The sequence below is a fragment of the Aliiroseovarius lamellibrachiae genome (genome assembly GCF_018599245.1).
Lineage (GTDB): Bacteria > Pseudomonadota > Alphaproteobacteria > Rhodobacterales > Rhodobacteraceae > Aliiroseovarius > Aliiroseovarius lamellibrachiae.
The window spans coordinates 155,596-167,390 of the sequence record NZ_JAHEVJ010000005.1; the positions used below are offsets into that span (position 1 = coordinate 155,596).

General features: G+C 56.4%; 9 protein-coding genes. 4 read left to right on the forward strand and 5 right to left on the reverse strand.

Annotated elements, in window-relative coordinates; translation table 11 throughout:
* Positions 1-50 precede the first annotated feature (50 nt).
* Positions 51-665, forward strand: coding sequence for a CAP domain-containing protein (locus KKW20_RS10395; protein ID WP_214567809.1), 615 nt, complete (start codon positions 51-53; stop codon positions 663-665).
* Positions 666-836: 171 nt separating this feature from the next.
* Entirely contained in the window at positions 837-1,034 is a 198-nt protein-coding gene (locus KKW20_RS10400; protein ID WP_214567810.1) for a hypothetical protein, read from the forward strand.
* Positions 1,035-1,232: 198 nt separating this feature from the next.
* Here KKW20_RS10400 and KKW20_RS10405 read toward each other — a convergent pair whose 3' ends face one another.
* Entirely contained in the window at positions 1,233-1,922 is a 690-nt protein-coding gene (locus tag KKW20_RS10405) for a YjbF family lipoprotein (protein WP_214567811.1), read from the reverse strand.
* Between the two features lie 56 nt (positions 1,923-1,978).
* On the reverse strand, positions 1,979-4,042 hold the full coding sequence (locus tag KKW20_RS10410; RefSeq protein WP_214567812.1) for a YjbH domain-containing protein: 2,064 nt from the start codon (positions 4,040-4,042) through the stop codon (positions 1,979-1,981).
* Positions 4,043-4,329: 287 nt separating this feature from the next.
* Here KKW20_RS10410 and KKW20_RS10415 point away from each other — a divergent pair, with 287 nt between their 5' ends.
* Both KKW20_RS10415 and KKW20_RS10420 read left to right on the forward strand, forming a co-directional pair.
* Positions 4,330-5,487, forward strand: a complete 1,158-nt coding sequence (locus tag KKW20_RS10415) for an acyl-CoA dehydrogenase family protein (protein ID WP_214567813.1) — start codon at positions 4,330-4,332, stop codon at positions 5,485-5,487.
* Positions 5,488-5,565: 78 nt separating this feature from the next.
* Positions 5,566-6,657, forward strand: coding sequence for a CaiB/BaiF CoA transferase family protein (locus tag KKW20_RS10420; protein ID WP_214567814.1), 1,092 nt, complete (start codon positions 5,566-5,568; stop codon positions 6,655-6,657).
* Between the two features lie 162 nt (positions 6,658-6,819).
* On the opposite strand, the gene KKW20_RS10425 is transcribed toward KKW20_RS10420, so the two are convergent.
* From KKW20_RS10425 to KKW20_RS10435, 3 genes are read right to left on the reverse strand one after another with little or no spacing between them, the layout of a single operon-like run.
* Complete coding sequence (locus KKW20_RS10425; protein ID WP_214567815.1) at positions 6,820-7,989, reverse strand: beta-barrel domain-containing protein; 1,170 nt, start codon at positions 7,987-7,989, stop codon at positions 6,820-6,822.
* Positions 7,989-10,442, reverse strand: coding sequence for an ATP-binding cassette domain-containing protein (locus KKW20_RS10430; RefSeq protein ID WP_214567816.1), 2,454 nt, complete (start codon positions 10,440-10,442; stop codon positions 7,989-7,991). Before KKW20_RS10430 ends, KKW20_RS10425 begins: the two co-directional genes overlap by 1 nt.
* Positions 10,439-11,716 (reverse strand): TolC family protein, encoded by a 1,278-nt coding sequence (locus KKW20_RS10435; RefSeq protein WP_214567817.1) that lies wholly within the window; start codon positions 11,714-11,716, stop codon positions 10,439-10,441. The genes KKW20_RS10430 and KKW20_RS10435 overlap by 4 nt, the downstream gene beginning before the upstream one ends.
* Positions 11,717-11,795 lie beyond the last annotated feature (79 nt).

Consider the following 11,795-nt stretch of genomic DNA (forward strand, 5'->3'; position numbering starts at 1 on the left):
ATTTTCATGCTCTCTTGCACAGATCCAAGTTGATATGATGAGGTGCGCCTATGATCAGAACTTTTGCCATTTCCGCAACTTTCGCGCTTGTCGCCGCGCTGTCCACCGCCGAGGCAGGATGCAGGTTGCATTCCGTCGCGGGGGCCAATCAGGCCTTGCCGGCCAAGAAAGTGAATCTTTCATTGCTCAATGCCGCGCTGGTCGCCGAGGTGAATTATGCGCGCTGCACCAAAGGTCTACCCGCATTGAAGGGCGTCGCGGCCCTCAGCAAGCAGGCCGATGGGCATAGCAAATGGATGGCACGATCACGACAGCTGACCCACAAAGGGCGCAACTCGTTGGGCGGTCGCCTCAAAGGGTCCGGCGTTCGGTTTCGCACAGGGGCCGAAAATATCGGTGTGTTTCATGTGTATCAGATTGATGGCGTGATGACGCGGGACGTTGATATTCGCACCTGCCGAATCGCTTACATGGACGGCAAAACCGTCCCCCGCCACAGCTATGCGTCGCTCGCTAAAATGTCGGTGCACTATTGGATGGCCTCTCCAAAACACCGAAAAAACCTTCTGAACCGTAAAATCCAGCTTCTCGGCAACGGATCTGGCATCGATTCTAAGGCCGCCCGATGCGGAAAAATCTATATGACTCAGATTTTTGCGGGTTAATGGTAAAGCTATGGCCGCATATATGGCATTGCTGCCACAGGGGCGGCCTCTTCTTGCATCTGATCGCTTGTTTCCAAAATCAAGCTTTCAAAATAAGCCAACTTATGGCAAACACAGTCCGAAGGCACGTCTTGCAGGCGCGGCCCGTTAATTAACTTATGGAGTAATACAATGAAAAAAGTAATCGCTCTGGCCGCTGCTGGCCTGATCGCCGCTACCCCACTCGTAGCTGGTAACCTGGAAACCCCAACTGTTGAGCCTGAGCTGATCGTTGTTGAAGAAGCTTCTTCTTCGCTGAACGGCACCACCGGCGCTCTGTTGGGCCTGGCTCTCGTAGGCGGCATCATTGCTGTTGCTTCGGGCACCTAAGAATAAAAAGCTTTTGGTGTTTTGCTAAAAGTTTGAACGGTAAGCCTTTTGGCTTACCGTTTTTTTTGTGCTTTCCCCCAACTGATGGGCAAACCCGCCTGACGTAAAAAAGGCCCCAGCACTTATCACAAGCGCCGGAGCCTCATTTTCCGATATCTCTTTTGCCCCCTGTGCGGGCAATAAAAGGCGCCGAATGCTTTAACGCAACGGCTGAACGATCAGGTATTTAACCGATTGGCTGACCCATTGACGCGATTTAACCACGCGCCCGGACCCATCCACCCAATACAGGTTTTCGAATGAAATACCCGCGGGGTGCTTACATGCCTCACGCAAGATCATGGCGTTTGCGTCAATCTCGCCAATCGCCACCCGCTCGGATTTCACCTTCGACAGCTCGCAATTTGCCACCAGAACCGAGTTTTCGCCCTGCCCGCTTAGATGTTCATAGGTCCGCGTGTAGGCGCCCGGTCGACGCGCATGGATGGCCGCAGCCGCAGTCGAAAACTCGGATGCCATCAGGTCATCGCCCAATCCACGGGTCGCGCTAAGCACGCCACCACGCAACGTGATGCTCTGCCCCTGCGCACTCATCCAGGTTTGATATCCGCCATTGGTTTGCACGGGGGTCATCGCAGACACCGCCGCATTGCTTTCGCGAACAACCAATGCAATCGGGCCGGGCGTGGCGGCCAATGCGCCGCGCACCACCTTATCTGTGTCGCCCGCTTTCGGGGCCGCCGCAGTGGCAGATTTATCTGCCCCCCCTGCGATCGAGCCAACTTTTTTCACGACGCCGCTGCCGATTCCTTTGACCAGCCCGCCCCACATCCGCGGGAGTTGCGTTGTTTTCTGGTCAGATCCACAAGCCGTCAAACCCACGATCATTGCCGTCGCAATGCAAATACTCTTCGTTTTGCTCGCCTTCAAAAAATCGGTACGCATCATCTCCAGAATTTCCCCCAACGCGACGCCAGCGCATCACCGTGGCCATCATTGACCCACTCAAACAATCTTCCTTCAACCTCGACACGCGCACCACCATCACGGGCGAGCGACTGGATATCCGTAACGGATTTCCCTTTTGAGGGTTGGCCAAGCGCCCATTCCAATGGGATCGTAAAGCGAATACCCTTGTCGAAAGAGCCCTCACCATATTCCTCCGCAGAAATATCTGTGATCGTGGCATAGGCACCAACCGTCCAGCCATTGTTGAACTTTCGGTCAACCGCCAAGGTCGCGCCCCAATCACCGGCCAGATATTTCCCGGCATGAACGGTCGAGATGAACCCGTTGTTCCAGTCATAATAGGCTGAAACATGGCCCGTGGTGGTGCTGTAATCCTGAAAGCCGAAAAGCTGATCATAATCGCGTTGCTTGACCCAGGCGACTTCCGCCCCCAAGGCAAGTCGGCTGTCCACCGGTTTCCAAAGAAGCTCTGCGGACGCCCCCCCAAACATGCTCTCAAGATAGCCAACTGTCACACGGCTATAAAGGTTCTTACCGGGGCGGGCGTACCACGCGGCGGTCAGATGTTCGATTGCCGGGTCGCCTTGTTGCGCATAAATCGGCCCGTGGGTGCGCACGGGTTGGATGTTGGTCGGCGCGACCTCGCCTGTCCCGATATTGCCCCAGATGGATTTTGTCACCGCACCAGACAGGATCAAACTTGGGGTGATTTCATAACTGGCGGCGGCGCGGATCCCAACTTCGGTGCGCACCGGATTGTCCGGGTCGAAAAGGCTCAGCTCTGCGTAAGGTGTAAGGGACCATTTAAACCGGGGGAACACATCAGGGGTTCGCACCAGATCCTTGTTGCCGAGGTCCGCTTCTACAATTTCTGCATGTTTAAAGATCTCGGACGAAGATGCGTTTTCCAGCCGCTCAAGATCCGAACGCTTTACCACCACAGACGAAAGCGGCAACCCGCGTTCGGTCAAGGTGATGCGAAATGTCTCTACGGATGCGGGCATAACACGGGTCAGCAAGCGCGATGCACGCCCAACGGCCTGCGCCGGTGAGAAGTAGCGATTGTTGATCACCCGAAGTTCAACCGCATGTCCTGACAAGGACATGGCTTCCAGTCCCTGCCCATCTTTGGCCAGCTCCGCCGACAGCAGTTTTTGCAAATCGGTTTTGTTGGTCGGGTCAGAGATCCAGTCTGCGGACCAGGTTTTTGCGTCATAAGATCCGCGCGGCGCAACAGGCAGCGGCGCCTTTTCCAACCCCGAGCGTGCGGCGGGGCGACGGGCATTAAATTGCATCGTCATCTGCGCGCCCAATGTCTCGCCATTCAGATAGAACAGGGACAGGTTGGTGATCGGCGAAAGCTTGTAGTCAATCCCAAAGCTAAGCGGCGATTTATACTCAAGAATACCAACATCCGCTTCGCGGGCGTAGATGTCAGACGAGTATTCCGCCTTTAGGGTCAGCTTATCATTCACCTGATATGAAATACCGCCAAATGGCGCAAAATCACCACGGAACCATTGGCCCGCGCTCAGCGTGCCGCCTTCGCCATAGTCCCAAACAGGTCGCGACCCAAAGGTTTGGCCGAGCGAATTGCGCCCCCCCAGACGGCCCCAGCCAAGACCACCGGTCACGCGCAGGCGGTTGTCCAGAAGGGATTTGGTCGCGACGATATATTCGCTGGAGTAAACGCCGGTGCCGATAAAGTCGTTCAGACCGATGGACACGGCGGGCAGGTATTTGCTTTCATTCAGCAGGCGAAACCGAACGTCAAAGCTCCGATCGTAATAGTCGTATGCCCCGCCGCCGCCGAACATCGCCAGTTTTGTATAGCGAAAGCTCGCTGTCAGACGCGGTGTGACCTGAAATGTCAGCGCCCCACGGGCTTGCGGCCCATATTGCACATAGGTCAGCACAAATTCGCTATCTGGCGCCACTTCGGCTGTGGGAAGATCCACAAGACCCGGCATACCAATAATGTTGTAAGACGTTGAAACCGTGCTAATTTCAGCCGCCGCCAGATTTGGCAAAGCAGCCATAATGGCCCCAATTGCCAGAGATTTAGTTGCGCGCCCCCGCATGACCATAATCCATATTAAGTAAAGTTCCCCCTTCCTTACAGGATGGCAAGGGCGAAAGCATCCTCAAACACCGTGATTACGAATTTCCATGCAAGTTGTCGCCCAATTGCACAGATGCTCGCCCCGCGGTGTCGCCAGCCGCATTCCCCCACGTCGCAGGTGCGCGTTGTAACGCCACGTTACCAGCGTACCCGGCCAAGGCGTTGCTATAGTCAAACGAAAGCCAAAATACGTGAGAGCGCACCATGACCCTGATCACCCAAACCACCCATTGGGCCACCGACGAACACCGCATGTACGCCGAAATGGCCAACCGCTTTTTTGCCGACGAACTGGCCCCAAACATCGACCGGTGGGTGGATCAAGGCATCGTTGATCGCGACTTTTGGCACAAAGCGGGTCAGTTTGGCATCATGGGCGGCGCCATCGCCGAGGAATACGGCGGCGCGGGCGGCGACATGGGGTTTGAGAGCATCACCATCTATGAACAAACCCGCACCGGGGATTGCGGTTGGGGCTACGGCATCCAGTCGATTGTCGTGCATTACATCACCGCTTACGGCACCGAAGAACAGAAACAGCGCTGGCTGCCGGGGCTGGCGTCGGGCGAAATTGTCGGCGCGATTGCCATGACCGAACCGGGCACGGGATCCGACCTTCAGGCGGTGCGCACACGGGCCGAAAAAGACGGCAACCAGTATAGGATCAACGGCTCCAAGATTTTCATCACCAACGGCCAAGCCGCAGATCTGATCATCACGGTCTGCAAAACCGACCCCGATGCCGGGTCCAAAGGCGTGTCATTGATTGTGGTTGAGGCAGATAAGGCCGAAGGTTTCAGCCGTGGCAAAAACCTGAAAAAACTGGGCATGAAAGGCAATGACACCTCGGAATTATTCTACCAGGACGTCAAAGTCCCGCTGACCAACCTGCTGGGTTCGGAAGAGGGGCAAGGGTTTTATCAGCTGATGAAACAGCTCCCGTGGGAGCGGCTTTTGATCGCGATCCAAGCCCTTGGCGCCATTGATTTTGCGCTGGAGCAGACCGTGGCCTATACCCAAGAGCGCAAAGCCTTTGGCCAGCGCGTGATGGATTTTCAGAACACGCGATTTAAGCTTGCCGAATGCAAAACCAAAGCCGAAGTGCTGCGCAGTTTTGTAAACGACGGCATCGCACGGCTGATCGACGGCACGCTGGACGCGCCGACCGCCTCGATGGCGAAATACTATGGGTCGGAAATCCAAAACGAGATCATGCACGAATGTCTGCAACTGTTTGGCGGCTATGGTTACATGACGGAATATCCGATCGCGCGGCTTTATGCGGACGCTCGGGTGCAGATGATTTATGGCGGGACCAATGAGATTATGAAGGAACTCATTGCGCGCTCTATTGATGTCTGACGAGTTGAAAGGCTGGGAAAGGGGCTCTGCCCCTTAAACCCCGGGATATTTACAACAAGAAAAAAGCAGGAGCAGGCGATGTCAGGTCACGGCCCCCTTTCAGGTGTGAAAATTGTTGAAATACAGGGTCTTGGCCCAACGCCCTTTGCGGCCATGTGGCTTGCTGATATGGGCGCGGATGTGGTGCGGATCGAACGGCCAAACCTTAAACCGCTGATCCCACAGAAAGTGGATGTGCTGAACCGTGGTCGCGGATTTGTGGGGTTGGATTTGAAATCCGAGGGGGACCGCAACGTCGCGCGCGATCTGATCAACGGAGCTGATATGCTGATCGAGGGGATGCGCCCCGGTGTGATGGAGCGGTTGGGGCTTGGTCCCGATGATTTTCCCGACAATCCCAAATTGGTCTATGGGCGCATGACCGGCTGGGGCCAATCCGGCCCGCTGGCACAATCAGCGGGGCATGACATCAATTACATCGCCATCACCGGCGCGCTTCATGCCATTGGCGGCGCGCATCCGGTTCCGCCTTTGAACCTGATCGGGGATTTTGGCGGTGGTGCGATGTATCTGGTGTCGGGCATGTTGGCCGCCCTGCATGCTGCGGGGGTAACGGGCAAAGGTCAGGTGGTGGACGCCGCGATCACCGATGGCACCGCGCATCTGATGGCGATGATTTATTCCATGTATGGGTCCGAAATTTGGGTGGACGAGCGCGAAGCAAACCTGCTTGATGGTGGCGCGCCGTTTTACACGACCTATCAATGTGCCTGTGGGGGGCATATGTCGGTCGGTGCGCTTGAGGCAAAATTCTATGCGGAGTTTGTGGATCGGGTTGGCTTATCAGGTGCCGATCTTCCCGCGCAAATGGACGTGGCTGGCTGGCCGACATTGCGCGATGCTTTCGCGGCCAAGTTTCTTGAAAAATCCCGCGACGCCTGGGCGGCGCTTTTGGACGGCACCGACGCCTGTTGCGCACCAGTTCTGTCCCTGGCCGAGGCCGCAAGCCACCCCCACAATCAAGCCCGGGGAAGTTTCACCCGGATCGCAGAAGTCACCCAACCCGCCGCCGCCCCACAGCTGTCAGGCACCCCGGGATCGGCCCGTGCAGGGGACGAGCGGGAACCGCAACCGGTGGCGGATGTTTTGGCGCGTTGGGGCGTGCGTTGATCCACAAAACGTACCTTTAAACAGTTTAAAGTTTTCCCATTTGGGCCTTTAAACTGTTTAATGTTTTGCGATTTTCACCTTTAAAGAGTTTACAGTTTTGCCATTTCAAACTTTAAACTCTTTAATGTTTTCACATCCCGAGATGACGCGGCAAAGACGGCCCTATGGCTCGCGAAATGCCTCGCGCGACTTGTAAAGCGGCTTCAGCAAATACTGCAAAATGGTCTTTTCGCCGGTGTGCAATTCGACCTGACCCAACATGCCCGGACGCATTTCAATCGCCTTTTGCCGGTCGGTCAGTTTGGTCAAATCCACGCGCACTGATACGCGATAATGCGGTGGGATATTGGGGTCGCGTTCATCTTTGAATGTATCGGCAGAAATGAAGTTCACGGTGCCTTTGAGAGAGCCATAAATCGTGTAATCATAAGCAGATAGCTTAATTGTCGCCTCTTGTCCCGGCATCACGTTGGCGATGTCTTCCGGCTTGATTTGCGCCTCGATGAACACGTCTTCATCCAAGGGAATGATCTGGAAAATCTCTTCCCCCGGACGCACAACGCCGCCGATTGTGGTCACGCCCATATTGTTCACGATGCCGCGCATTGGGCTGGTCAACACGGTTCGGTTCAATTGGTCTTGGCTTTGCTTCAGGTTTTGCTTCAGCGTGGCCAGCTCTTTTAAGGTGTCTGAATACTCTTGTGCGCGCTCAAGTTCGGTCTGAGTGACCACATCATTATAGCGATTTTCGGCATCACTATGCGCCTTACGAACCTTGGTAACCTCAATCAAAGCAACGATTTTTTCGGCGTATAGGTCTTCGAGCACCTTAAGTTCGCGCACCGTTTCATCCAGCACACGCTTGGCACCTTCGCGACGACTGACATAGTCGCTCTGGCGGGCCGCCAACAGCGCGCGTTCCGAGGCCACGATATCAGGTGTGCGCGCCGCCAATTGCTCCGGCGGGATGAAATCAAACTGCCCTTCAAGCTCCGCTTCAAGGCGCAAACGACGGATATCCAAGGCGGCGATTTGGTCTAGAAAATCATCAACGGACGTCTGAAATTCGGTGCCATAAAGCCGCGCAAGCACGTCACCAGGCTCCACCACATCCCCCGCCTTCACCATTAACTCGGCAAGAATTCCCCCTTCGAGGTTTTGGATAATTTGCGGGCGAGATGATGAAATCACCGTGCCTTGTCCGCGTACAATTTCATCCACCCACGCGAAGGCCGCCCATATAATAAAGGCCGCAACCGCCAAAGCGGACAGCCAGATCACCATCGACGGACCTTTAAGATCTTGTTCGAACTGCGCGTCCAAAGATGCCATTAGCTTGCCCCCTGCCCAGTTGTTTTCAGGTGCGCCATGACCTGATCACGCGGGCCATCCACGGCCAAACGACCGTTTTGGAAAATCAACGTCCGGTCGGTCAGCGTCATAATCGGCATCCGGTGTGTGGCGATGATTGCGGTGCGCCCAACAAGCCAGGTTTCCAAACGGCTCACCAAGGTGCGTTCCAACGTCTGATCCAAGGCTGCGGTGGGTTCATCCAGCAGCACAATTTTCGGGTCCTGCAACCAGATCCGCGCCCAGCCAATGGACTGACGTTGACCAATGGAAAGCCCTTCGCCCATGTCGCGAATTTCCAGATCCAACCCTTTGGCATGACCCCGCACAAAGGGACCAAGCCCCGCAAAATCAAGGGCTTGCAACAGACGGTCGTCTTCGCGTTCTAACATCGACAGGTTCAGGTTATCACGCAAACTGCCCGCAAACAGACGCACATCCTGGCTGAGATAGCCAATGCCACGGCGCAGATCCTTAGGCGCGATTTGCGCCATGTCCACACCATCGAGCATCATCCGCCCGCTGGTCGGCGCATAAAGGCCGGACAAGAGTTTCAGGAAAGTCGACTTGCCCGACCCATTGGCGCCCAAGATGGCAACGCGCTGTCCCGGCTCGATGGCGACGGCCGGCACATCGACGCCCGGCGCATCTTCGTCATAGGAAAACCGCATCTCGCGGATCTCAAAATGGCCCTTCAATGTGTCGCGGCGCAGATAGGTGCGGCCTTGTGCTTCGTCCTGCTCCGAGTGGGCGATGCTGTCCAACCCATCGAGTGCCGATTTCACATTGGACCAGCGCGCCAACGTGCCCGACAGCTGGGTCAACGGCCCCAAAGTACGCCCCGACAGGATGCCCACGGCGATGATTGACCCCACGGTGAATTCGCCCGCGAATACCATGTAAGTGCCTAAGATCACTGCGGAAACATAAGTTGCCTGTTGCAAACCCTGCGACCAGAACGTCAGCCAAGAGGAAAGCTTGCGTTGCTCGCTGTTTTTCACAGCCGAAAGCATGTTCAGCTCGGTCCACAATCGGCGCACACGGTCTTCGCCGCGTTGCGATTTGATGGTGTCCAGCTCGTAGATCGCTTCGTGCAACAACCGCGAGGCTTTGGTCGACGCCCCTTGGGTTTCTTGCGAAATGGCGATCATCCGCTTTTGCAAAAAGAACCCCGGCAGAACCATCAAGATACCGCCAGCAATCAACACCCACACCACGTTTCCGGCAATGGAGGCCACCAAAACGAGGAACAGCGCGATGAACGGAATATCGGTCAACGTGCCCACAGAGGAGGCCGTGAAAAATTCGCGCACCGACCCAAATTCGCGCATGGCAGAAAAGAGGCCAGAGGGCGACGTCGGGCGGTTGTCTGACCGCATGCCAAGCACACGGTCCATCAAGAGTTTCTGGACATTCAGTTCAATCGCGCGCCCTGCGCCGTCCATCAATTTGGCGCGGGCGGCTTTGAGTGTTGCCTCAAGCAGGATCGCCACGAAAGCGCCCGCCGCCAACACCCAAAGCGTGGCGGTGGATTGGTGTGGAATAACCCGGTCATAGACTTGCAACGAGAACAATGCGACGGCCACGGCGAGCATATTGGCCACAAATGACCCCAGCGCCACATCCATGAAATATCGTTTATATTTAGGCAGTTCCCCCCAGAACCAATGATCCTGAATACGCTTTGGCGCATGGCGGGTGGACAGATCCTGAAGCGTGGCTTCCGCCGTAAGGGTGGTGCCGGAAAAGAACCCGGAAAACTCATCCACCGCCACCTCGATGCTCGCGCCATTTGCGCCGGCTTCATAGACCCGCAACTGGTCGCCGTCTTGTGACAGCACCAATACGGCCTGACCGTTTTTCATCATCGCCAAACCGGGCCATGTTGCCGGTGCGCAGGGTTGGTTTTGTTGCGTTTCCGTGCTGAGGCCAAGCGATGTTAATGCCGCCTTCAACATCTCAAAGCTGTTGTCTTTTTGGCCCTGCGCCAAAGCGGTTTGCATCGCTTCGGTAAGGTCGTGCAACACGGCCTCTTTGCCCAAAAGCCCCGCGTAAACGGACACCAGATCGGCGCGCGCTTTTAGGCGGTCGTGTTGGCCCACCTTTGGTTGAGAGGGCTGTTTGCTGGGGTCAATCGTGGTGCTTGCCAATACCGGTTTGGTGACTTTGATCCGCGGTTTCGGACCCTTTGCTTTGGGGGATGCGCTGGTTTGGGCCTTGGTCTTATCGGCGGTCTGATCAGCAGGTTTTGCACCCACAGCTTTCACCACGGGCTTTGGCGTAACCACTTTCACAACCTTGCGCGCGGTTTTCTTTGTCGGCTGAGCTGACGAGGTGGCATTTGAGTTCGCGGTGTTTTTCGTCGCGTGTTTGACCCGCGCACCCGTGATGGTCGTGGGCAGGGATGTCTTTGGCGAGGGCTTGGATTGGGTCATATCTTGTCCCCGCTGACCAACGCCCCGTATTCCCGCGCGATATCAACCTGCGTGCGCGCGATCTCATACCGGATTGCCACGTTTTCCTGTTCCAGCCGGGCGAGGTTTTCAACCACCCCAACCACGTCCATCACAGTGCGACGACCAGCATCAAACTGACGTTTGAAAAGATCGGTGTTGGCACGGGCTTGTCCGGCCAAATCATTGGCCTGACCTGAGCGCGCCTGAAGCGAGGCGAGCTTTTGTTCCAAGGCGGCCTGACGGCGGCGGCTGTCTTCTTGGGCCTGCACAATACGGCGCGTGGCCCCATCGCGCGCGGCCTCGACCGCGGCCAGATTGTCCATCGTACCAAAGCCAAAGCCCTGATCAGAGGTCATCACCAGACCGGCGGTGCTGTCTTTGCCGACAGAGGCGCTTGCCCCCAATCCGGGCAACAACCCGGCGCGGTCAATCTTGGCCTGCGCCACGTCACGGTCAAGTTCCGCTTCGGCCAACAAAACGGTCAATGGTTTCACACCTGCATCCCGCGTGCGCATCACCGACACACCACGCAGATCGGACACATCCCGCGCCGTCATCGCCTTGAGTTCCGCCATCGCGGTTTTGGCGTTCAACAGCTGGGTGTCATAGTTTGAGCGGAGTTCTGACAGTTTGGCGCGGATCACATTTTGGTCGGACATATCCGACACACCACCGTTCACGCGCGCGGTCATGATGCGGTCAAATTCGCGCATCGCGCCCAGCGCACGGTCAGCGGCCGCCGCCTTTTCGCGGGCTTCTTGCGCCTTAAGATACAGGGTCAGCGCGGTGGACACGCGGTCATTGGTGTCAATCGACAGGTTCACCGCAGCCGCTTCCACGTCCGCACGGGCGAATTCGCGTTCCGCTTTTTTGCGCCCGTTGTCAAAGATCACCTGGTCGATCACCAAGCTCGCAACCAGATCGCCCATGCTGGAGAGGGACACTTTTGGCCCCAAGGTGGGCAACCAGTTTTTATCCGCCGCCCGTGCGCGCAATTTCGCCGCCCTTAAATCCGCTTCTGCCGGACGGGCCGACGCCTCAAGCGTGGAACGCGCCACCTTGTCATAGCTGGTATCCGATTGCAGCACGCTTTGACGCATGAGCAATTTCGTAATTGTTTCAGATGGCTCTTTGCCAACCGGCTGCGCAAAGCTGTGCGGCGCCGATCGTGTGACATCGGGGTCGCCCGAACCATTTGATTGGCCCAGCCTGTCACCGATGTTGCCCATACAGCCTGCCAGGCTGATCGCCATTGCGATCAACAGGGGCACGCGTGAAATATCCCGCCCAAAAACCAAAGTACTGCCTCGACTTTGTGTGTTATGTGCAGGC

Excerpts from the sequence above, each read along its gene's own strand:
- KKW20_RS10395 (WP_214567809.1), top strand. The coding sequence starts at position 51 with ATGATCAGAACTTTTGCCATTTCCGCAACTTTCGCGCTTGTCGCCGCG.
- KKW20_RS10400 (WP_214567810.1), top strand. The coding sequence starts at position 837 with ATGAAAAAAGTAATCGCTCTGGCCGCTGCTGGCCTGATCGCCGCTACC.
- KKW20_RS10405 (WP_214567811.1), bottom strand. The coding sequence starts at position 1,922 with ATGATCGTGGGTTTGACGGCTTGTGGATCTGACCAGAAAACAACGCAA.
- KKW20_RS10410 (WP_214567812.1), bottom strand. The coding sequence starts at position 4,042 with ATGGCTGCTTTGCCAAATCTGGCGGCGGCTGAAATTAGCACGGTTTCA.
- KKW20_RS10415 (WP_214567813.1), top strand. The coding sequence starts at position 4,330 with ATGACCCTGATCACCCAAACCACCCATTGGGCCACCGACGAACACCGC.
- KKW20_RS10420 (WP_214567814.1), top strand. The coding sequence starts at position 5,566 with ATGTCAGGTCACGGCCCCCTTTCAGGTGTGAAAATTGTTGAAATACAG.
- KKW20_RS10425 (WP_214567815.1), bottom strand. The coding sequence starts at position 7,989 with ATGGCATCTTTGGACGCGCAGTTCGAACAAGATCTTAAAGGTCCGTCG.
- KKW20_RS10430 (WP_214567816.1), bottom strand. The coding sequence starts at position 10,442 with ATGACCCAATCCAAGCCCTCGCCAAAGACATCCCTGCCCACGACCATC.
- KKW20_RS10435 (WP_214567817.1), bottom strand. The coding sequence starts at position 11,716 with ATGGCGATCAGCCTGGCAGGCTGTATGGGCAACATCGGTGACAGGCTG.